Origin of the sequence: Metabacillus bambusae (genome assembly GCF_017497975.1) — a bacterium.
GTDB lineage: Bacteria > Bacillota > Bacilli > Bacillales > Bacillaceae > Metabacillus > Metabacillus bambusae.
Genome location: NZ_JAGDEL010000015.1, coordinates 71,189 through 93,526, shown reverse-complemented (window position 1 = coordinate 93,526; position 22,338 = coordinate 71,189). Strand labels below are relative to the sequence as shown.

20 protein-coding genes are annotated in these 22,338 nt (G+C 35.2%); 2 read left to right on the top strand and 18 right to left on the bottom strand.

The window, feature by feature from the left end:
- The first annotated feature begins 154 nt into the window (after positions 1 to 154).
- Complete coding sequence (gene brfA, locus I7822_RS18305) at positions 155 to 388, top strand: ribosome rescue factor BrfA (RefSeq protein ID WP_207980550.1); 234 nt, start codon at positions 155 to 157, stop codon at positions 386 to 388.
- A 36-nt stretch (positions 389 to 424) separates the two neighbouring features.
- Here the strand turns inward: brfA and I7822_RS18300 are convergent, their stop codons facing one another.
- From I7822_RS18300 to I7822_RS18220, 17 genes are all read right to left on the bottom strand, one after another.
- Positions 425 to 1,702: an MFS transporter gene (locus I7822_RS18300; protein WP_243459540.1), complete on the bottom strand. Its 1,278-nt coding sequence runs from the start codon at positions 1,700 to 1,702 to the stop codon at positions 425 to 427.
- A gap of 279 nt (positions 1,703 to 1,981) precedes the next feature.
- The gene (locus I7822_RS18295) at positions 1,982 to 2,443 is read right to left on the bottom strand and encodes a DinB family protein (protein WP_207980548.1); all 462 of its coding nucleotides are present in this window, start codon (positions 2,441 to 2,443) and stop codon (positions 1,982 to 1,984) included.
- Between the two features lie 319 nt (positions 2,444 to 2,762).
- Complete coding sequence (locus tag I7822_RS18290) at positions 2,763 to 3,347, bottom strand: CGNR zinc finger domain-containing protein (protein WP_207980547.1); 585 nt, start codon at positions 3,345 to 3,347, stop codon at positions 2,763 to 2,765.
- A gap of 173 nt (positions 3,348 to 3,520) precedes the next feature.
- Positions 3,521 to 4,402, bottom strand: coding sequence for a sugar phosphate isomerase/epimerase family protein (locus I7822_RS18285; protein WP_207980546.1), 882 nt, complete (start codon positions 4,400 to 4,402; stop codon positions 3,521 to 3,523).
- A 237-nt stretch (positions 4,403 to 4,639) separates the two neighbouring features.
- Positions 4,640 to 5,836 carry an MFS transporter gene (locus tag I7822_RS18280; protein ID WP_207980545.1) on the bottom strand — a complete coding sequence of 399 codons (1,197 nt, stop codon included), beginning with the start codon at positions 5,834 to 5,836 and terminating at the stop codon, positions 4,640 to 4,642.
- A 66-nt stretch (positions 5,837 to 5,902) separates the two neighbouring features.
- On the bottom strand, positions 5,903 to 7,363 hold the full coding sequence (locus I7822_RS18275) for a CoA-acylating methylmalonate-semialdehyde dehydrogenase (protein WP_207980544.1): 1,461 nt from the start codon (positions 7,361 to 7,363) through the stop codon (positions 5,903 to 5,905).
- Positions 7,364 to 7,862: 499 nt separating this feature from the next.
- Entirely contained in the window at positions 7,863 to 8,885 is a 1,023-nt protein-coding gene (locus I7822_RS18270) for a LacI family DNA-binding transcriptional regulator (RefSeq protein ID WP_207980543.1), read from the bottom strand.
- A gap of 324 nt (positions 8,886 to 9,209) precedes the next feature.
- A complete protein-coding gene (locus I7822_RS18265) occupies positions 9,210 to 10,232 on the bottom strand; it encodes a LacI family DNA-binding transcriptional regulator (RefSeq protein WP_207980589.1) in 1,023 nt (340 codons plus the stop codon).
- A 160-nt stretch (positions 10,233 to 10,392) separates the two neighbouring features.
- A complete protein-coding gene (fba, locus tag I7822_RS18260) occupies positions 10,393 to 11,274 on the bottom strand; it encodes a class II fructose-1,6-bisphosphate aldolase (RefSeq protein ID WP_207980542.1) in 882 nt (293 codons plus the stop codon).
- A 70-nt stretch (positions 11,275 to 11,344) separates the two neighbouring features.
- Positions 11,345 to 12,196 (bottom strand): 2-keto-myo-inositol isomerase, encoded by an 852-nt coding sequence (gene iolI, locus I7822_RS18255; RefSeq protein WP_207980541.1) that lies wholly within the window; start codon positions 12,194 to 12,196, stop codon positions 11,345 to 11,347.
- Between the two features lie 43 nt (positions 12,197 to 12,239).
- Complete coding sequence (gene iolG / locus I7822_RS18250; RefSeq protein ID WP_207980540.1) at positions 12,240 to 13,268, bottom strand: bifunctional inositol 2-dehydrogenase/D-chiro-inositol 1-dehydrogenase; 1,029 nt, start codon at positions 13,266 to 13,268, stop codon at positions 12,240 to 12,242.
- Positions 13,269 to 13,317: 49 nt separating this feature from the next.
- Entirely contained in the window at positions 13,318 to 14,220 is a 903-nt protein-coding gene (iolE, locus tag I7822_RS18245; protein WP_207980539.1) for a myo-inosose-2 dehydratase, read from the bottom strand.
- 16 nt (positions 14,221 to 14,236) lie between these two features.
- On the bottom strand, positions 14,237 to 16,150 hold the full coding sequence (iolD, locus tag I7822_RS18240) for a 3D-(3,5/4)-trihydroxycyclohexane-1,2-dione acylhydrolase (decyclizing) (RefSeq protein ID WP_207980538.1): 1,914 nt from the start codon (positions 16,148 to 16,150) through the stop codon (positions 14,237 to 14,239).
- Positions 16,151 to 16,162: 12 nt separating this feature from the next.
- The gene (iolC, locus tag I7822_RS18235; protein WP_207980537.1) at positions 16,163 to 17,158 is read right to left on the bottom strand and encodes a 5-dehydro-2-deoxygluconokinase; all 996 of its coding nucleotides are present in this window, start codon (positions 17,156 to 17,158) and stop codon (positions 16,163 to 16,165) included.
- A gap of 21 nt (positions 17,159 to 17,179) precedes the next feature.
- Positions 17,180 to 17,995, bottom strand: coding sequence for a 5-deoxy-glucuronate isomerase (gene iolB / locus I7822_RS18230; RefSeq protein WP_207980536.1), 816 nt, complete (start codon positions 17,993 to 17,995; stop codon positions 17,180 to 17,182).
- 763 nt (positions 17,996 to 18,758) lie between these two features.
- Positions 18,759 to 19,148, bottom strand: coding sequence for a tautomerase family protein (locus I7822_RS18225; RefSeq protein ID WP_207980535.1), 390 nt, complete (start codon positions 19,146 to 19,148; stop codon positions 18,759 to 18,761).
- A gap of 71 nt (positions 19,149 to 19,219) precedes the next feature.
- Positions 19,220 to 19,984, bottom strand: a complete 765-nt coding sequence (locus tag I7822_RS18220) for a DeoR/GlpR family DNA-binding transcription regulator (RefSeq protein ID WP_207980534.1) — start codon at positions 19,982 to 19,984, stop codon at positions 19,220 to 19,222.
- Positions 19,985 to 20,365: 381 nt separating this feature from the next.
- Here I7822_RS18220 and I7822_RS18215 point away from each other — a divergent pair, with 381 nt between their 5' ends.
- Positions 20,366 to 21,787, top strand: coding sequence for a sugar porter family MFS transporter (locus I7822_RS18215; protein ID WP_207980533.1), 1,422 nt, complete (start codon positions 20,366 to 20,368; stop codon positions 21,785 to 21,787).
- Positions 21,788 to 21,942: 155 nt separating this feature from the next.
- Here the strand turns inward: I7822_RS18215 and I7822_RS18210 are convergent, their stop codons facing one another.
- Positions 21,943 to 22,284, bottom strand: coding sequence for a zinc ribbon domain-containing protein YjdM (locus tag I7822_RS18210; RefSeq protein WP_207980532.1), 342 nt, complete (start codon positions 22,282 to 22,284; stop codon positions 21,943 to 21,945).
- Positions 22,285 to 22,338: the final 54 nt, after the last annotated feature.

Sequence of the window (22,338 nt, the reverse complement as noted above, 5' to 3'; positions counted from 1 at the left end):
AAAAACTATGCTGCTTACTCTTCAGATTGTAATTTTTCGTAATATTACCAACAAAACTTTTTAAAATAGTTGTTTTTTACTTATCGAGTCATTATATAATTGAGGGAACCATATAAATTGGTGATCATTAAACAATCCAAGGAGTGTGAATAATATGGCCAAATCAAAAGCAAGGAAAATTAGGGAGAAACAGGTTCGAGAGGGAAAATTGGATGTTACGATCAGACGTAATGATTGGGGTGGGTTTAACCCATATAACCGTCAAACAAAAACAAAAAAAGAAGCATTAACCCATATGCAAGCAAAACACCGAAAGAACCATTCTCAAACTGGTTATGATGAGAATGGTTCTTTTATTTTTACATTCAATTGTATTCCAATTATTTAATAGTAGAACAAGACATTAGAGTGATAGAAACGATATTTATTCTTTTATTTCAACTACTGGTTTTACGAATGAATCCTCTTCTTTTAACTTGAAAAGTGGCACAACAAGCATCGATCCAATCAGAAATAATAATCCTGCAGCTAAATAAACTCCAGATAAGGTTAATGGGATTTTTAAAAGACCTGAAATAGACATCCCAATGACCATCATTCCCATAAACAAAGGACTAAGCACCCCGTTTACACGTCCAACAAAAGATTCCTCTGTATGTTTTAATATTAAGGTGTTTATCCCAATATGAATACATGGGAAGAATAAACCGTTAAATACTTGTAATAGAATTGTTACCACAATACTTGTAGACCATCCAATTCCAATTGTACTAATCATACTTGCAAAAATACCAATGGCTAGAAGCTTTTGCGGAGATATCTTCTTAGAAAAAGCCATAACCACACCGCCACCAAGTAACATACCTATACCGTTCGCCATTAGTAACCATTGAAGAAAGTCCTTTGTCATCCCTAATTTTTCAATTGTGACAAAAATCATAAGCGGTTGAATTAGCCCAACTGCCAATCCACATACCGCAAAGATAGAACCCATTGATTTAAGCACCTTTTTAGAAAGCACATAGCGAAAACCATCTGCCAATTCTTTTTTGAAATTTCCTTGACCTTCTGTATCTTCCTTCTCAATATCACGTGGTAAAAACAATAGTACGATTGCAGAAAGGAAGAACATAGCACCCATTACGGCAATTGAAGTAACTATCCCATACTTTTGATAGACAAATGTTCCAATGATCGGACCTATGACCATAAATATAGCCATCAAAGATTGAAACATTGCCATGACTGACTGTAATTGCTCACCTGGCACATGCTGCTTAAACAGTCTCATCGCAGAAGGCATTGAAAACTGTGATAAAATAGCGGACACAAGTGTTGCAAAAAAGATTGCATGCCATGTTCCGTAAATAAGTGTCAATAACACAAATAAGATTGAGACTGCGGACAACAAGTCACACCAAACCATCGTAAGTTTGGGCTTCCACCTGTCTGCAAATGTACCTCCAATAAATGAAAAGATAAAAATCGGTGCAAACTCCGCTACAGAAATCAATGATACATATAAGGGATCATTATTTGTTATATCTGTTACATATAATAAAATAGCAAAATTCCTTACCCAAATACCAAGCTGTAGCAAGAAGTTCGAGGTCATAATCGCTAGTACAATGCGATTTGCAAATATATTTCCAACGGGATTGCTTTTTGATAAGGACGAATCCTCATTAAGATTTGTTTTCAATTTAATCGAACCTCTCCAATCTAAAAAATGTTGTATGAAAATATTCAGAAGACAACTATACCTCATTACGTTACGTAAGAGTCAAGTGGAATTTTTCAAGTAACAAATATAAATTTCCAAATACCGTTCTATTATGCTTAAAACTTATTAGAAAAGGAATAGACGAATATTTCACATTTCCCTATTAAGTAAAATATTAGCTAATACAAAAAGCCCAATTCTGAAATTCTATCATTTCAAAAAGGGCTTTAATGATTAATTACTCTATATTTCTAGTACCTATAACATCCGTTTAATCGATTTAATTGCATCAAAATGCATGCCTTCATGGTATAAGCAAAAGCTTAAAAATTCTTCTACTGTTGTTAATGTAAGACCTGTGGAAGTTGTATAGGGCCCTACAGCTACTTTCATCTTATTTTCTAGCACATTCTCTATTCTGTCCACTTGACTCTCAAGCAATTGAATTAATTCTTGAATGGATGGTACCTGTTCTCCCCAATTAGCTGGATTTGTACCAGGACTAAATAATTCTGGAAACGATGCCGGCATCTCCATTTTTTCTCCAATGAAGTGGAAGGCGAACTTTTCTTGTACGAGATAAATATGTCCAAGATTCCACTTTATATGATTGTTAAATCCTTCTGGAATGAAAAGCGAGGCCGTATCATCTATTTCTTTCACTTGTCGAATCGTATTGTCCCTTACAAAACGTAACTGTTTTATAATAAAGTTTCCCATCCTGATTCCTCCTAAAAAGTTTATATCCAGAAAGTAGGGCATGAGCGGTTCTTCTAAAGTTATTCAGCAGCAATGCAATGATAACAACTATCTCAGATTAATTAAGTAGCTCCATCTATATGCACAAACCAAAACGTGCAAGTGAAATAAATGAATGTCTGCTTTTTTCAGTCTTTGTACGGTTAAACTTATCCTCCCTTCATCAATTTCCATTATTTACATATTTAATTTACTTGAAATGAATTAACCTGTCAATAATTATTTAAGAGGTTAGTTAAAGACATAAAAAAGAACCAACTTTTTCTACATAAGTCGGTTCTCAATCACTTTCAACTTTTCGCTGTTTGAAACGCGCAGCTTTTTTTCTGTTCCCACAAATTTTCATGGAACACCATTTGCGTCTGCCGCCTTCATCAATAAACAACAACACACAATCGGGATTTATGCATCGCTTAAGCCCATTAAGCTTCTTAGATTCCATTAAAATTAAGCAATCAAATGCTATAAGCGATATAATCGCATCTTCACTATTTCCCATCGGAAATGGAACCAACTTATCATTGACTACTTTGTAAATAAACGGAGCTAGTTCAATCCTTTTTTCTAAAATATCGATAAGCGAATGAGGAATAGGTTCTCCATCAGCAATTCGTTCAAAATGCTCCCTTAAAAATGTTCGGAATTCTAGAAGCTTTGGATAAACCTTTTCAATTCGATCCTCTGCTTGATCAATCAGCTGCTCAGAAAAAGAGGCATTATCCTTTCTCATGACTTGCATCCAAGCTAGAACGTCTTCTTTTGAAAGCAGCAAATTGATACGTTGTCCTCGTCTAACCACTTCCGTATTTACTAGATCGAGAGAAGTATTTCCTGTTATGAGCGGGAAATTATTTGTATGTACCATTAAGTAAATCTCCAATATATTTTTCACCTTTATTAGAATATTAAAGGTTTATATACTCATTATATTTAAAAAAATAAAAAAGTGAAGCCACACAAGCCTAAATAAGCTGTCTGACTTCACTTTATCTAAATCAATTATATTTTTATCGATAGCTCGGCTACCTTATCCACGTATTAAATATTTAATCCCTCTTTAATATTTAATCCCTCTTTAATGGATTTCAGCGTTAATTCGTTGGACCATTCTGGTTTATCAGGATAAGCGAATACTGAATTTGTTACAATTCCGTCAAATTTCATTTCTCTTAATTTCCGATATAGTGCTTCAAAGTTAACTTCCCCTTCACCAGGGTTCAAATGCTGGTGAATGGTTACGTTTGCATTAGGAGGATTAACAATATATCGTAATCCAAATGCTGCTTTATGATTAAGAGTATCGGCAATTAGAACATGAGCAAGTAAATCTCCCGCTTCTTCCAAGTGTTTCTCTACATCGCCAACACCATCATCATAAAAGAAAGCATGTGCAACAGAATATACCAACTTAATCCAATCTTTATCTAGTGCACGAATCATTCGAATGGCTTCTGTATTCAACTCAATAAAATCGTTAGGATGAGATTGTAAATTAAGTTTAATACCCTCTTTTTCAAAAAGTGGCATTAGCTCTTCCATTGATTTAACAAAAGCAGCTTCACTGTCAACCGGACGGCTTTTATCCCCGGCAAATTCGCTGTTCATTAAATCTACTCCTAATTCAGAAGTGATTTCAATACAACGTTTCCAATTTCTCACTGCAGCTTGACGTTCTTCTTCAATGGGTGAAGACCATTGTTGAACAGGAAGTACAGAAGAGATTTTAACGCCGGCATCTAAACAATATCTTTTTAAATCTTTTATCAGCTGCTTATCAACCTTTGGATATTCATAAAACCAAATAAAATCTTTACGCGGTGAAAACTCTACATATTCATACCCTAATCTAGCAACTGCATCGATCGTATCTTTTAAATTTGTATTATCACGATAATGTGACGGATCATATGCTAAACGCAATTTAAACATCTCCTTTTTTTTGCTGTTTGGATTTAACCGTTATCTGCTGCATGTTCATCTTAGTATACAATTTGGAATGTTTATGTTAGTTTTGCAACGAAATAAAAAGTTAGATTCTCATACCATTTTTGGAATTGGTAAGTGTCTATACATATATGGATCTAAAGCTATTTTCATTGTTTTCAATCCTCCTATAAAATTAACAAATTATATAGGAATTAACTAAAAATATTCACTTCAACTGCTAATATTACAATGCTCTTTAAGCGCAATAGCTTCTTTTCTACTCCAAGTAATAACTAAAATGCTAGCTATTAATCCTAATATACCAGTAAAATAAAATCCTGCAGTAATTCCAAAACCTGAATTTAAAACACCTGCTATAAAAGGTCCTGAAAACATACCAAGTGCATATAATGCTTGATATACACCCATAGCTGTCGCTCTTTTTTCATGTGAAATTGATTCAATAGCTAATCCTAACAGGAGTGGAAATAGTATTCCGAGAGAAAATCCATTAAAGCCTTGAATGATCATTAGCAATCCTTTTGATTCCATAAAAGGTGTTAAAAGCGTAAAAAATGATGATGCAAGAAAAGCAATATTTAAAGACTTCCATTTACCTAACAGTGGTACAATAACTTTCCCCATAAAAAGTGTCGCTATAGCATGAGGAATCATAAATGCAAACACAATTAAACTAATATCACTAGTGTGAAGACCAATTTTTAAGGCATAGGCAGGGATGAAACCAAACATCGTAGTAAAAATAATACTATGGGCCAAAATAGACAACATAGAAACTTTTAGTAGCATTGGTTCTTTTATGACCGATGTAAGGTCTTTAACTTTTACTGGCACGCTCGCTTTCCCTTCTTTTTCCTCATAAATGAAGAGAAAAAGTATGGCAGCCATAATACTAGTAATTCCACCTACCCAGAATGGAGCACGCCATCCCCATTCATTTACGATAAAACCGCTTAGGCTCATACCTATGAGTTGCGCTAAAACAACAACAAAGGAAATGCTGCTCATTGCTTGATGAACTTCACGATCAACAAAATAACTAGAATATAATACAGTAAAAACAACCCATGTTGCTGCTGCAATACCTGCAAGAGAACGGGCTATAAGTACCCATCCTAAGCTATCTGTTAATGCAAATACTAAACAACTAGTTGTACTTATCAGCATCCCTGCTACTATAAACGGCCTTCTTAGTCTAAAAAGATCAGAATAAATCCCAATGGGAAGCCTAAATAAAAATTGCATGAGTCCATAGCTGCTTAGAACAATTCCTATAAATGTATATTTACCTCCCATCGTTTCTATATAAGGAGTCAAAATAGGAAGGTAAATAAAATGCGAGAACCAAAGCGCAAAAGAAACAATTAAAAAAATATATTTATCTCTAACGGAATAAAGAGAACTCAAATTACCACTCCATGTTTTCTTAGAAGAAAGGTACCAGGTTTATAAGCCTCGGTACCTTCAGAAAAATTACCAACGAGCGGTTACCATTTTCTTGCGTGTATAGAACTCAACTCCATCTGTACCATTAGCATGAAGATCACCATAGAACGATTTTTTCCAGCCAGAGAATGGGAAGAATGCCATAGGAGCTGGAACTCCTAAATTAACGCCGAGCATTCCTGCATCGATATCTTCACGGAACTTACGAACATTACTTCCGCTTGCTGTATAAATACATGCCCCGTTCGCAAAGTCTGATTCATTCGTCAAAGCAATCGCTTCATCTAGTGTATTTACTCGAACAACTGATAGTACTGGAGCAAAGATTTCTTCTTTCCAAATTGTCATCTCTGTTTTGACATGATCGAAAATCGTTGGACCGACAAAATATCCATTACCAGCAGCTGCTACATCTTTACGTCCATCACGTACTAATGTAGCACCTTCTTTTTCCCCGATTTCAATGTATTTTTCTGTTTTTTCCTTATGAGAATCACGAATGACAGGACCAAGGAATACACCTTCATCCATTCCATTTCCAATTGTAATGTTATCTACAGCTTCAACTAACTTCTCCATGAATGGTTCCGCTACTTCTCCAACAGTAACAACAACTGCTGCCGCCATACATCTTTCACCTGCTGATCCATAAGCTGCGCCGATAATTTGGTTAACAGCTCCATCTAAATCCGCATCCGGCATAACGATCGAGTGGTTTTTTGCTCCTGCTAGAGCTTGAACACGCTTACCATAATTTGAAGCAGTTTTATACACATATTCAGCAACTGGCTGAGAACCTACAAATGAGATTGCTTTCACTTTAGAATGCTCAAGCAAGCCATTAACTACGTCATGTGCACCATGTACAATATTTAAAACACCTTCAGGCAGTCCAGCTTCTGTAAACAATTCGGCTAGGCGATTCGCAAGCAACGGTGTACGCTCTGATGGCTTAAGCACAAATGTATTTCCACATACAATCGCTAACGGGAACATCCAGCATGGTACCATCATTGGGAAGTTAAAAGGTGTGATTCCGCCAACTACTCCAACTGGATAGCGGTACATCCCAGACTCTACATTTGTCGCGATATCTGGAAGCTGTTTTCCCATCATTAATGTAGGAGCTCCTGCTGCAAACTCAACACATTCAATTCCACGTAAAACTTCACCGTATGCTTCGTTGTAACTTTTTCCATTTTCAAGTGTTACTAAGCGAGCTAATTCATCCCAATTTTCTACTAGTAATTGTTGGTATTTAAAAAGAATACGTGCTCTGCGAGGAACTGCAGTTTTACTCCAAGTCTTGAATGCTTCTGCTGCTACTTCTACCGCTTTATCTACATCTTCACGGCTTGAAAGAGGTACATGTGCAAGTGTTTCACCTGTTGCTGGATTTGGAACAACCTCTGTTTTTCCAGATGTTGCTTCTACCCATTGCCCACCGATATAGTTTTTAAGGTTTTGTACTGTCACTGTGTTTGACATAATAATGACTCCTCTCATTTTTTAATTTCTATTACTACATGCTACCCCTCATTAATTCTGTCATTATCCTATCAAGTTATTTTTCTACTTAACTTATACAAATGACATTGAGGTAGATCATAACTCACGCAATACAATAGTTTGATAAAATCCAATGTAATCGATTTCAGTCAAAAAGAATATTTCACTTACTTACAAGACCCATTTTATCTCATTCTTTTACTTTTGTAAACGCTTTTTTCGTTATTTTTTTCTTTTTATTAATTTTTATTTTTTTGTAGATAACGGCAAGAAATCAAGATATATGTGCATTTTTTAGTGTTTAACTGAACAGATTACCATTAAAACAGAGTTCATTTCATATGAAGCTCTACTAAAGTAAGTTGTCTATCCCTTTTGATTCTCCAATTGATTAATACAGAAATCGATTTCAATGAACAATCATGCGTTGATTCACTTTAAGTTCAATTAGTAAACGTCTATCTGAAATTGGATCATGTTATATGACCTCTAACGATTCTCTAACTTTTGATTCAGAACTACAGGACTCTCTGATAATTAATTCATCCTTCATGACAATTTTTTTCTTGTGGATTGATTCCTTATTTATTAATTTAATCAACATCTCCATTGCCTTTTTACCAATTTCGTATTTGGGTTGATCTATTGTTGTTAATTTAGGCTCATGGAAAGATGACATTTTAATATTGTCAAAGCCCACCACCGCTAGGTCCTCTGGACATTTTAGACCACTGTCTTTCACAGCCTTAATTGCCCCCATTGCCATATCATCGTTAAAGGCAAAAACTGCTGTTGGCGGGTTTTCTAGTGCTAATAATTTTAGCATCTGATTATAACCAGATTCAAAACTAAAATCACCTTCCTGGATGTATGCTGAGTCAATATCTAAATCATGGCTCATCATCGCTTGTTGGTACCCTCTCATTCGATCTCTGCTTAATATCACATTTATAGTACCTGTAATATGCGCAATTTTCGTATGACCTAGTTTAATTAAATGTTCAGTTGCTTTTCTTGCACTACTAATGTTATCAATTGATACAGTAGGAATATTTAATCCATCAATGTATTCACATGCAAGTACCATTGGAAAATGATTTGATATCTCTTCTAGGTTTGCTTTATTAAGTCTCGCTGTTAAAAGAACCATTCCGTCTGCTTGCTTTTGTAGCAATAAATTAATATACTCCTTCTCTCTTTCAATATCATTTTCAGTATCGCCTAAAATAACTTGATATCCATGGTTAACAGCTACATGCTCGATCCCACGCAGCACTTTTGAAAAGAAAGCACTTGTGATATCTGGAACAACAACTAGAATGATCTTTGTTTCCTTTGTTCTAAATTGTCTCGCAACAATATGAGGCTTGTAATTCACTTGATTAATGACATCTAAGACCTTTTGTCTTGTTTCTGTACTTACCAGCTCTGGATGAGAAAGGACTCTGGAAACTGTTGCAGGCGATACATTTGCTAATTTTGCCACATCACTCATTTTCATATTTTCATATCGCTCACCTTCATTAAATGTATACTTACAACACTGTAAACGATTTCATTCGTAGGTACAGTTTGCCTGCATCTACATACTAATATAAGAGTAACAAATATTTTGTATCGTCATTATTCATTTTATATGATTCACAATTCCTTGTAAACGATTACTTTAATAAGTTAATACATTATGCTAGAGCAATTTAGCTGAATTAACTTTCTAATTTAAGACTATTTATTATCAGTAGTAATTAATTCGTTAAGTAAAGTAAAGAAAAAAATAATAAACCATGAGGCAGAAGAAACACATACTGCTTCAACACCTCATGGTCTATATTTTTGTTTGTTCCTTCATATCAAGAATAGAGCCACAGGATTCCCTAATAATCAATTCATCCTTCATGACAAACTTTTTCTTATTTATAGATTCCCCATTTATTAATTTTAGCAATAACTCCATTGCCTTTTTACCTATTTCATACTTAGGCTGGTTAATCGTGGTTAAATTGGGTTCTATGACAGATGACATTTTAACATTATCAAAGCCCACCACCGCTAAATCCTCTGGAGCTTTCAGACCACTATCCTTTGCAGCTTTAATTGCTCCCATAGCCATCTCATCATTAAAAGCAAAAACTGCTGTTGGCGGGTTTTCTAATGCTAGTAATTTTAGTGTTTGATTATAACCTGATTCAAAGCTAAAATCGCCTTCTTGAATGTATGCTGAGTCAATATCTAAATCATGGCTCATCATCGCTTGCTGATAACCCCTCATCCGATCTCGGCTCAATATAACATTAATTGGACCCGTAATATGTGCAATCTTCGTATGGCCTAGCTTGATTAAATGTTCAGTTGCCTTCCTTGCACTACTAATATTATCTATTGATACTGTCGGAACATTTAATCCATCCATGTACTCACAAGCAAGTACCATTGGAAAATGCTCAGAAATCTCTTCTAGTTTTGTTTTATTAAGCCTAGCTGTTAAAAGAACCATTCCATCTGCTTGCTTTTGTAGTAATAAATTAATATATTCCTTTTCTCTTTCAATATCATTTTCTGTATCCCCTAAAATTACCTGATATCCATTGTTAACGGCTACATGTTCAATCCCACGCAGCACCTTTGAAAAGAAAGCGCTTGTGATATCTGGGACAACAACAAGGATAATCTTTGTTTCCTTCGTTCTAAATTGCCTAGCAACAATATGGGGTTTGTAATTGACTTCATTTATGACATCTAAGACCTTTTGTCTCGTTTCCTTGCTTACTAATTCTGGATTACTAAGGACTCTAGATACTGTTGCAGGCGATACATTTGCTAATTTAGCCACATCGCTCATTTTCATAATCTTCTATTCACTCACCTTTACTTAAAAACGATGTAGTGGAAACATAACAATCTAACTTGTGAAAAAATATATCTAAATCGTTTTCATACTAATTATACTATTTTATATGCCTTTCGCAAAGCAAAGAGCTATCTTATTCATAAATAAGATAGCCCCTTTTTTATCCTTTATTACTCACACTAAATTCCCTTGCTTTATTTGTTGCATTAAATTCACTAATCTTACCTTTGACTGTTGCAATAATCGCTTCTTTGCCCGGTGTAGTTATCGCCCGATGGTCATAAACTTCGCTATCATTACTCAATCTATCCCGAACAGCTTGTGTCCATGCTTGTAAGCATTCGGTGTTAACATTGATTTTAGCGTGACCTAATTCAATTGCTTGCTTTATTTGATAATCAGGGATACCAGAACCGCCATGGAGTACAAGTGGTATGCCTGTCAATTCTGAAATCTGTTTCATTTCATCGAAGCCAAGCTTTGGCTCACCTTGATATGGCCCATGAACAGATCCAAGCGCTGCCGCCAATGCGTCTATTCCCGCTTCTTGAACGATACGTAAACATTCGTTAGGATCAGCATAGTTCACTCCACCAACAAGTCCATCTTCCATACCACCCACAGTACCTACTTCCGCTTCAACAGATACTTGTTTAGAAATTGCATAGTCAACAACTTGTTTGGTCATTGCAATATTCTCGTCAATAGAGTAATGAGATCCATCAATCATAACTGACGTAAATCCAGCATCAATTGCCTGCTTACATCGATCAAAGCTCATGCCATGATCTAAATGTAAAGCAACTGGAACTGTAATGGACATTTCTTCCACAAGTGCTTTTACCATTGCAGCAACTGTTTTGAACCCACCTAGGTAATCAATAAGTCTATCAGAAGCGGCAACAATAACAGGTGCACCTTCTTCTTCAGCAGCTTGTAAGATTGCTTGTGCCCACTGTAAGCTATTTATGTTAAATTGTCCTACTGCATATTTACCTTCTTTTGCTTTCAGGAGCATTTCTTTCATAGAAACTAATGTCACGTTAATCACCTCTCTACTTACAAAATTCCGTGGATGGAGTAATTCTTCCACCATTAAAAATGAAAGAAATTTATTTAGCAGCTATCCCAAGATCATAATGCTTCGAAACAACTTCAAGTGTTGTCTCTTTAGCAGTTTTAATTGCTTCTTCAGCGTCTAACTTATAATATTCTGGTCTGAATAATTCAACTGAAACAGCCCCTGAATACCCTTTTTCTTTCAATATTGAAAGAATACGATCTAAATCAATTGCACCTAAACCTGGCCACACTCTATCTTCATCAGTTAAGAAGCCAATTGGAAAGTCTTCTGTATCATCAATATGCAAAATAAAGATTTTAGAGATATCAGCTTTATTAAGATCTTTAAAATCAGATCCCATCGCATGGAAATGAAAGCAATCAAAAACTAATCCGACATTTTCGCGATTTACAGCTTCAACAATATCGTATGCTTGGCCGAATGTATTAACTGTACATTGTGGATGACCAACGAACTCCAATGCTATTTTAACTCCATATGGCTCCGCAAGATCAGAAAGCTCTTTTAACACTTCAACACAACTATTTTTTATATCTTTTTTTAAGATTTTTTCTTCCGTTACTAATGGCACCGCAACAACATATTGAGCTCCAATCTTTTTAGCAACTTCCAACATATTCTTATATTCATTAATAATATCCTTATATCCTGCTTCATCACGATTATTGAAGAAAACTAAAGCGTTTAACGCTAAAGGCTTAATATGATTAGTTTGAAAATAATTAGCCAAATCATCAATTGAGCGATCTTTTAAGTACTCTGGCAATTTATCCATCGTACGGATTTCAATATAATCATAGCCGTGTTTCTCGCAATATTCTAAGTCCTTTGCAAGATTAGAATTTTCTAATGTAGTAGCTTCATTAAAACATAATTTCATATTTATACCCTCCCAGATTTGATAATTTATTAAGCATTTATTTTTATATTGTTTGATATTGGTTATAGAAATCTGGTTTTTCTACAAGCGAAACTACTTCCTTCTCACCGGAATTCTGTGCTTTAATCGCAGCATCTGCAGTTACAGCTGCAATATATCCATCCCATGAAGTTGGCCCGTTTGGCTCACCTGTTTTCTTAATAGAATCCATGAAGTCTTGCAATTCTTTATCATACGCATCAATAAATCGATCCTTCCAATCATTTAACACGTTTGTACCAAATGTACCATTTTTGCGGAAGGAAATACTTTGGAACTCTGGTAAGCTTACAATTCCTTCATCACCGATTACCTCACATTGAATGTCATATCCATACTTACAATTAACAAATATTTCAGCATTGATGACAATACCACCATTTGTTTCTAACGTTACAATTTGTGGATCTTTAAGATGCTCTAATGCATGCTTTGATTTCTTCGGATAAGTAACCTGCACTGTTTTATAATCATCATTGACTAACCAATGTAGCACATCAATTTCATGAATTAACGTATCATGAATAGCCATATCCGTTGTATAATTTTCACCTACTTCTGGATTTCGGTGTGCACAACGAATCATTAAAGGTTCTCCAATGAAGTTGTTATCGATTGCTTCTTTTAATTGTACATAACCGCTATCATAGCGACGCATAAAACCTACTTGAACAAGACGCTTTCCATGTTTCATTTCAGCTTCGACAATTTTCATACACCCTTCAGCTGTTGTCGCAAGCGGTTTTTCAACGAATACATACTTCCCTGCTTCAATTGCAGCTAACACACTTGCTTCATGTGCAGGGCCCCAGCTTGTTACAAGAACAGCATCAACATTTTCAGCTGCAATAAGAGCTTTATCATCAGGGTATACTGCCGCATCTAATTCAAAGCTTTCAACGACATCTTTTGCAGAAGCTTGGTTAACATCAGTCACAGCGACAATTTCCCCACCGGATAATTTACTTTGAATACGCTTAATATGTTCTCTTCCAATCGCACCAGTACCAATAACTCCAAATCTAATTGTCATTTTTATTTCCTCCATTGATTTTGACTTTTATTCGTTTATATTTCTTTGATTACGCCATAGTTGTTTTTTTAAGTATTTTTTCATCTATATATTTTCTTGCTATTAAGGCATATTCCAATGGGTGAGCGATAGATGGATCTTGTTCCGCTTCAATCACAATCCATCCTTGATAGTTGTAATCCAGTAAAAGTTGGTATACTTCTGTAAAGTCGATACATCCATCACCTGGCACTGTAAACATGCCATTTAAAAATGATTGTAAAAAGGAATGACCATTATCCTCACATTGTTTTAAGATATTTGCTCTCACATCTTTAAAATGAACGTGTTTGATGCGATTGATGTGCTTATTTAATAAAGATGTGTAATCACCATCAGACACGTAAATATGACCTGTATCATAAAGTAAATGTACATATTTTGGATCTGTATGTTCCATAAGGCGATCGATTTCCTCTTTTGTTTGAACACCAGTACCCATATGGTGATGAAAGACTAATTTTAAATCATATTGTTCAGCGATTTTCCCAAGTTCATTTAGTCCCCGGCACAATACGCTCCATTCCTCATCAGTGAAGGTTGGCTTTTCAGTGAAGACATTCTTATCTGTACCTTGAATGCTGTATGTTTGTTCAGATACAACTGCTACATCTGCATTCACTTCTTGTAAATAAGCACAATGTTTATGAAATTCTTTGGCTACCTCTTCAAGGCCATCACGGATAAGGAAACTACTAAACCATTGACCAGCTATACGTAAATTTCGAAGCTTGAGCTCTTTATTTAACACCTTTGCTTCAGGAAAGAAACCACCAACTTCAGTCCCTTGAAATCCAGCAACAACGATATCGCTTAATAGGTGTGACAATGTATTTTCCTTGCCGATTTCTGGAATATCATCATTTCGCCAGCCAATAGGAGCAATGCCCCAACTAATATCTTGATTACTCATGATCATTCACCCTCTATTAATATTGCTTTGCATTTTTCAATTTTTGTTGTTTGAGTTCATATGTCTTTTGAACTCCTTCTTGATTAGACACTTCTGGGAATCCTAAATTCCACCAACTACCATCATAGCCATCTGTCATTGTCTTTGGGAGCACTTTCATTTCGATTAAAGTAGATCGATCTTGGTTCTTCGCATCCTCTAAAGCAGCTTTTAATTCTTCTACAGTATTTGCACGATATGCTTTAGCCCCATATCCTTCCGCAACTTTCGCATAATCGATATTCATAATTTGATTGTCATCTGTTCTGAATTCGCAATTGAAGCTACCATTACCAGAATCCATTTGTAAATTATTAATACAGCCATATCCAGAGTTATCGAAAAGAAGCACATTAATTTTTTTATTGTACTGAATAGCTGTAATAAATTCAGAGTGAAGCATGAGGAAACTTCCGTCACCTACTATTGTGTACACTTCTTTTGTCGGATCAGCTAATTTCAACCCTAATGTACCTGATACTTCATACCCCATGCATGAATAACCGTACTCTAGATGGTACGTATTCGGAACCTCTGAATGCCATAAACGTTGTAAATCTCCAGGAAGAGATCCAGCCGCACAAATAATGATACTATCAGGATCAATCGTGTCATTAATGGCTAATAATGCTGTCGTTTGTGCTAGCTCAGTATTTAAAGCATCTGCATATTCATTTAATTTTTCTTGTGAGAAATGATTTTTAATTTCAGGATCAAAATTCTCTCTATTAAATGTCACTTTACTTAAGCGATCACGTTCGATTAACCATTCTTCTTTTAATTCAGTGATCAAATCTCCAAATTCGCTCGTATATCCTTCCAACATCGGAATTAACGCTTCTAAGGTTGTTCTAGCATCAGCCACAACTGGGAATGCATCTAATTTATACGCTTGCATACGACTTACATTGATATTTAAAAACTTTGTTGTTTCAAAGTTAAATAGTGTTTTAGAGGACGTTGCGAAATCTGTAAATCTTGTACCAATACCAATAATTAGATCTGCCTGTATTGCTGCTTTATTTGCAGCTTGAGTGCCTGTAATACCTAGTCCTCCTAGATTATTTACAAATGAGGATTCTACAGCTGATTTACCTGCTTGCGTTTCTACCAATGGAATATTATACCTTTTTGAAAATTCCATTAGAGACTCACGTGCCTCAGAATATTTCACGCCACCACCAACAACAATTAATGGCTTTTTACTTGCCTTGATTAGCTCTGTTGCACCATTTAATTCACGTTCAGTCGGTAACTTACGATCGATGTAATGAACACGTTTTTCAAAGAATTTCACATCATAATCAAACGCTTCACCTTCAACATCCTGTGAAATACAAACCGTTGCAGGACCTGCTTTTGCTGGATCTGTCATTACTTCGAATGCGCGAATTAAGCTTGACATTAATTGTTCAGGACGAGTAATACGATCCCAATATCTTGACAGCGGTTTAAGTGCATCATTTGTTGTTATTGCTGTGCTGTGTTCTTGTTCGACTTGTTGCAGGACTGGATCAGGTTGGCGTGTAGCATACGTATCTGCCGGCAACAATAATACAGGAATATTATTAGCAAGTGCTGTACCTGCTGCAGTTACCAAGTTGGCTGAGCCCGGACCACTTGAAGTTGTAATTGCATATATTTTTTTACGTAACATTTGTTTACTATAAGCGATCGCTGCATGTGCCATTCCTTGTTCATTTTTCCCTTGAATAATCTTTAAATGCCCTGGATCTTGTTCAAGTGCCTGGCCAAAGCCTAATACATTTCCATGGCCGAAGATATTAAATATACCTTCTACAAAAGGAAATTCCTCGCCATCAATTTGAACATATTGTTGATTCAAAAACTTGATTAAAGCTTGCGCTGTTGTTAATCTAACCGTTTCCATTTTCGTTCACCTCTATGCTATTGAAATTGTTTCGTTTTTAGCAATTAATTCTTCAATTTCTTCTACTGTTGGCATAGCTTCTGATGAGCTATGTTTGCTCACTACGATTGATGCTGATGCACTGCCGTATTTTAAGGCTGTTTCAATATCTTTACCTGTGATTAATGCACATAGGAATGCTGATGCGTATGAATCCCCAGCACCAAACGTTTTCAATACGTTTGTTTTGTATGCTAGCCCTCTAAATACTTCACCTGATTTAGTGTAGGCATAAGAACCTTCTACACCATGTTTAATGACGATTAACTCTGGAGAATGTTTGAACAAATAGTTGACTGTATTCTCATTTTGACCTTCTGTTTCTCTATTTTCCATTGCATCGTATTCATCACGCGTACCAATGACAACATCTGCTTGCTCTGCTACTAATGAATAATAAACAGCTGTTTCTTCAAGGGATTCCCAAGAGTACGGACGGTAATCTAATTCAAAAATAACTTTTACATCATTCTTTTTCGCTAAACTTACTGCTTTTAATATCGCTTCACGTGAAGGACTTTTTGACAAAGCCGTACCAGAGACAAGCAAGACCTTCGATTTTTTAATGTACTCTTCATTCACTTCAGATGGAGCTAAATAAAGATCTGCAACATCTTGTCGATACATTAAAATGCTACATTCTTCTGGACTTTTAATCTCTGTGAATGCTAAACCTGTTTTATGCCCTTCTTTATCTACCACAAAATTAGAAGTATCAATACCAACACCACTCATATATTTCTCGATAAAACGCCCATGTTGATCATCGGAAATTTTACCGATAAACCCAGCTTTTAAGCCTAGTTTAGAACTTCCAATTGCAATGTTTGCTGGGGAACCACCCACATACTTTGAAAATGTCATCGTTTCTTCCATAGGACGGTTATACTCAACAGCATTTAAATCTATACAAGCTCGACCAATTGCAATAATATCGAATTCTTTTTCAGCATTAAAATTAATTTTCATCTTAATAAACAACTCCCTTTTTTAGCGTTTTAAAATCCATTCATGATCAGGATCGTTATGAAACTTCCAAATACGCTTTGGTCCTGCCATAACGTTTAAATAATAGGACGTATAGCCTTCAGGTACACCTACAGGATGGTAACCTACAGGTACGATGACCACGTTACCGTTTTCTACAGTCATCGTTTCATCCAAGGAACGATCATCTGTATAAACACGTTGGAATACAAATCCTTGCGATGGGTTCATTTCGTGATAATATGTTTCTTCTAAAAATGATTCCTCCGGTAAATTATCTTGATCATGCTTATGTGGAGGATAGCTAGACCAATTTCCACTTTCAGTAAAAACCTCAACAACTAGTAAACTATTTGCTGATGGATCTGAATCTGGTAGGATATTATGCACCATTCGCTTGTTGTTACCTGTTCCTCGTTGTTCGACACCATTTTCCGAAGCACTAATCAGTCTTGTTGGTAATTGTTTTTCTGAAGGTGAGTAGCATAAAGCAACACGCGCCCCACTAACTGCCTCTACCTCAAAAACGCGATCATTTGATACATATACACTATCTGTTGGTTGCTTTTCAAATACAGTTTCGCGGGTCCCTATATTTTCATAAGTTACTTCTCTATCTGAGACATTTACTCTCCCTGTTACTGCTACAATACAACATTCTTGCTTCCCTAATTCCTCTGTATATGTAGCACCAGGAGCTAAATCAATTATTTTAAAGCCTACATATTCCAGTGATGAATTTTCTGATGTCACATCATGTATTAGTGTTACACCTTGTGCAATTTCCTGATTATTTGGTTTGCGAAGCAATTTACTCATTGCTATCTCCCCCTTAATTGGATTTTTGTAGTAAGAAAATTCTCTAATGCTGCTTTTTAATAAATTGTTATTCACTGAAATCGATTACATTGATATTTTTTTAAGAATAGATGTTTACTAATTTTTACTAGTTTGTTAATTTCCTCTTCAGGATAATATTATAAGCGTTTTCAGTCAATGATTTTTATCCTTTTTTGAAAAATTTTTCTCTTTGAAAAAGATTAGTCATCTTCTTTATGCTTTATTTGTATGAATTTACTAACCATTATCGCTAAATTGGACTATTTTAATTGTTTAAATATCCTTTAGTAGCTCTTCACTGCAATCGATTTCAGTGAAAAAACTATTTTTGTCCCTATAAACAACCTATAGGTATTGGAGTTCTTGAAAAGACTTATTTAACCTTTTAATTATTTGCTTTTTAATAATTTTATAATAACATCAACCTAAAGCGCTTTCAACAGTTTAATTGAATTTTATATTCGACATAATCAGATTAGATCTTCATGAGATAAATTGATTCAACATTATAATCAACCTTTAAAGCATATTTATAAGAATGCATGACTGAACGTGATTGACAGTCATAGATTTGATCCGAAAATAAAAAGCAATCTATCTCCCACTAAGTCAAAAGATAATAGAAGGAGACTTTTCGCCTAAGTATATTAATAAGCTTTTCTGATAGTACTTATTTTTATGTTTAAAAGGGTGCTTACTCTTTCAATTGAATAAGTTTCGCACTTAGCCCTCACAAAATGAGTTATAATTTCCCGGTTAAAAACTGTGCTTCTCCTAGTCCAAAACTCCAGTCGGCATCCCCATTTTCTGTTATGGAGACCATTACGTCTTGGGGAGAAATGCCACACTCAGATTCAAGTTGGCTTGAAAGTAAAGCATATAACAGCTCCTTTTGGCTAGTAGTCCGAGTTTTGCTAACGATACTTATAATGACTAAATTTTTGCTTCGATTAAAGCCCAAACCTGTATCTTCAATTATAAGTTCATTTGCAGGATGCTGATGAACAATTTGATAACGGTCTCTTTCAGGTACTTTAAATGCTTCCACCATCGCATTATGAGCAACATCCAATAATTTTTTTAATGTTTTTTCATCGCGACCCTCTATTAAATCAAAACGTAATAATGGCATGTTTATGTTCCTCCTTCAAAATTTGTAATATTCATTGAATTTTTCAAAATCTTTTTTTCCCCTACTGTATGTCAATTCAAATTATCTGAAATTACAAGCTGAATATCATGCCTCTTTGTGTATTCTTGGTAATTTTCACTTGGTGGTTTATCCGTTATAATATAATCAACTTCATCCATATCACAATAGGTCATCAAGGCATATTTATCAAATTTAAAATGATCGACTAGTAGAAAGACTTTTGAACTCTTTTTAACGACAGTTTGCTTTATCTCACTTTCAAGAGGAGAGGAATGAGTCACGCCATTTGATATGGTGATACCAGTTGAAGCCATGAAAGCCTTATTAATATTATAGGATTTTAATAAATCCATATTTTTCAAACTAACAAATGACTTTGTTTTACGGTCAAATACTCCACCTGTTGAAATGACATTTAAATTATCATAAGGAAACGCTTTAAAAATAAAGTCGAGATTATTCGTAATGATCGTCACATTCTTTGACTGTAGGTTCTCCACCATTTCTAATGTTGTCGTTCCTGAATCAATATAAATAATATCCCCATCCTCAACAAAGTTTGCAGCTGCCCTAGCAATTGACCTTTTTTGTTGCTGATTGCGTGTCTGCCTTTCGTTAAACGATTTAAGTGTTGCATGATTTGCGGCTACCCCACCGTAGACTTTTACTATTTTCCCTCGTTCAACCAACTGCTGAATATCACGTCGAATCGTGTTTTTAGATACATCAAACACTTTTACAAGTTCATCTAAAGATACAGTATCATTAACAAGAACATAATCCTGTATTTGTTCAATCCGTTCTGTTTTTATCATAATTACCCCTCTTGACTGCATTTATTTTCTCTTTTCATGCGACTAGAAGCGTACTTCTACTATTACTATAAGTGTTTTTTTATATTCTATCAAGAGTTACCCAAAACTTCACCATTTATTTTTCATATAATGATTAATTCTTCTATCATTTACAGAATAGATTGTCAGTCAATTATTTGTCTATTAATAGTTTAGAATAGTGATAATACTGATCATCCCCCTAAGTTTCATGGTAATTTATCTATTATTATCTTAAATTTTTGGTAATATTCTAAAATTTCTATTGACTGAAAGCGCTTTTAATATTATGATCAAACCAACCACAAATAACCAAAAAATAATCAACATATAACCAATATGTTTCAAAAGGGAGGAATTATTTTGAATAAACAGGGAAATCAAAACTCGTTTTTACTCAAAGTTATCTTAGTCTCGACATTCGGCGGGCTTCTCTTCGGTTACGATACTGGTGTTATCAACGGTGCGTTGCCTTATATGTCCGAAGCTCTAAATCTGAATTCCTTCACAGAAGGTCTTGTTGCAAGTTCACTTCTTTTTGGTGCCGCACTCGGCGCAGTGTTCGGTGGTCGACTTTCAGATTATAATGGCCGTCGCAAAAACATTCTTTATCTAGCAGTGTTATTCTTTATTGCCACACTTGGCTGTACACTTGCTCCTAATGTTACTGTTATGGTTATCTTTCGTTTCTTATTGGGGGTTGCTGTAGGCGGCGCTTCAGTAACGGTTCCTACCTATTTAGCGGAAATGTCACCTGCAGAGAGCAGAGGGCGAATGGTTACTCAAAATGAATTAATGATTGTTTCCGGGCAACTATTAGCTTTCATCTTTAATGCTATCCTTGGCAACACAATGGGTGACAATGATCATGTTTGGCGTTACATGTTAGCTATAGCAGCACTTCCAGCTATTTTCCTATTCTTTGGCATGATTAAAATGCCTGAAAGTCCACGTTGGCTTGTATCAAAAAGAAAAAATAATGATGCCTTGCAAGTTCTTAGACAAGTACGTGAGGAAAGTCGAGCTAAATCTGAATTATCTGAGATAAAGTCTTCTTTCGTCGAGGAATCAGAAATTAAAAAAGTAACATTAAAGGATATGGCTGTACCATGGGTACGCAGAATCTTATTTATCGGAATTGGAATTGCAATTGTGCAACAAATTACTGGTGTAAACTCGATCATGTACTATGGTACTGAAATTCTTAAAGATGCTGGCTTTCAAACAGAGGCTGCACTTATAGGTAATATTGCCAATGGTGTAATTTCAGTGTTAGCAACTTTCGTTGGGATTTGGCTGCTTGGTAAAGTTGGCCGTCGACCAATGCTACTAACTGGCTTGATTGGAACTACGACAGCACTCCTACTCATTGGAATATTTTCACTTACACTTGAAGGATCTGCCGCTCTTCCATATATAGTTTTAGCATTGACAGTCACATTCCTTGCTTTCCAACAGGGTGCAATTTCACCAGTAACATGGTTAATGCTTTCTGAAATTTTCCCTTTGCGTTTAAGAGGTCTTGGTATGGGATTAACTGTTTTTTGCCTCTGGATCGTGAACTTTTTCATCGGTTTGATGTTCCCTGTATTACTAGATAAGGTCGGTTTATCCACAACCTTCTTTATATTTGTTGTTCTTGGACTTGCAGCAATCACATTCGTAAAGAAATTCTTGCCAGAAACTAGGGGATTAACACTTGAGCAACTAGAACAATACTTCCGTAATTATAAGAAAGAAGAACATTCATCTACAACGAACCATTTAAATAAAATGGCTAAGTAGGGCTAAAATATAAAGCGCTTTACTTTTTACAAATAAAATAAAACCATATAAAAAAAGGCGTTCATTAAGAAAATAAACCACTTAATGAACGTCTTTTCTTCATTCCAACAGAACCCTTTATCCCTATTAGATCGTTTCTTTATGTAAAACCAAATTTATACCTTTTTAACAAATTCAGATTTTAATTTCATAGCTCCAAAACCGTCAATTTTACAATCAATATCATGATCTCCATCAACCAAACGTATATTTTTAACCTTTGTACCTACTTTTACAACTAGTGAAGTTCCTTTTACTTTAAGGTCCTTGATTACTGATACAGAATCACCATCATTTAAAACATTCCCATTTGCATCTTTAATAATCTTACTATCTTCACTACTTTCAGTTTCTAATTCTAAAGACCATTCATGGCTACATTCAGGGCAAACAAAAAGACTTCCATCTTCGTATGTATATTCTGAATTACATTTTGGACAATTTGGCAAGTCTACCATTATTCCATTTCCTCCATTCGATATCCTTAAATCTACATTAATTATTATCAATTC

What these genes read in the sequence shown, in the direction of transcription:
- brfA (WP_207980550.1), top strand. Translation starts at nt 155, where the DNA reads ATGGCCAAATCAAAAGCAAGGAAAATTAGGGAGAAACAGGTTCGAGAG.
- I7822_RS18295 (WP_207980548.1), bottom strand. Translation starts at nt 2,443, where the DNA reads ATGGGAAACTTTATTATAAAACAGTTACGTTTTGTAAGGGACAATACG.
- I7822_RS18290 (WP_207980547.1), bottom strand. Translation starts at nt 3,347, where the DNA reads ATGGTACATACAAATAATTTCCCGCTCATAACAGGAAATACTTCTCTC.
- I7822_RS18275 (WP_207980544.1), bottom strand. Translation starts at nt 7,363, where the DNA reads ATGTCAAACACAGTGACAGTACAAAACCTTAAAAACTATATCGGTGGG.
- I7822_RS18270 (WP_207980543.1), bottom strand. Translation starts at nt 8,885, where the DNA reads ATGAAAATGAGTGATGTGGCAAAATTAGCAAATGTATCGCCTGCAACA.
- iolI (WP_207980541.1), bottom strand. Translation starts at nt 12,196, where the DNA reads ATGAAATTATGTTTTAATGAAGCTACTACATTAGAAAATTCTAATCTT.
- iolG (WP_207980540.1), bottom strand. Translation starts at nt 13,268, where the DNA reads ATGACAATTAGATTTGGAGTTATTGGTACTGGTGCGATTGGAAGAGAA.
- iolE (WP_207980539.1), bottom strand. Translation starts at nt 14,220, where the DNA reads ATGAGTAATCAAGATATTAGTTGGGGCATTGCTCCTATTGGCTGGCGA.
- iolD (WP_207980538.1), bottom strand. Translation starts at nt 16,150, where the DNA reads ATGGAAACGGTTAGATTAACAACAGCGCAAGCTTTAATCAAGTTTTTG.
- iolC (WP_207980537.1), bottom strand. Translation starts at nt 17,158, where the DNA reads ATGAAAATTAATTTTAATGCTGAAAAAGAATTCGATATTATTGCAATT.
- iolB (WP_207980536.1), bottom strand. Translation starts at nt 17,995, where the DNA reads ATGAGTAAATTGCTTCGCAAACCAAATAATCAGGAAATTGCACAAGGT.
- I7822_RS18225 (WP_207980535.1), bottom strand. Translation starts at nt 19,148, where the DNA reads ATGCCATTATTACGTTTTGATTTAATAGAGGGTCGCGATGAAAAAACA.
- I7822_RS18220 (WP_207980534.1), bottom strand. Translation starts at nt 19,984, where the DNA reads ATGATAAAAACAGAACGGATTGAACAAATACAGGATTATGTTCTTGTT.
- I7822_RS18210 (WP_207980532.1), bottom strand. Translation starts at nt 22,284, where the DNA reads ATGGTAGACTTGCCAAATTGTCCAAAATGTAATTCAGAATATACATAC.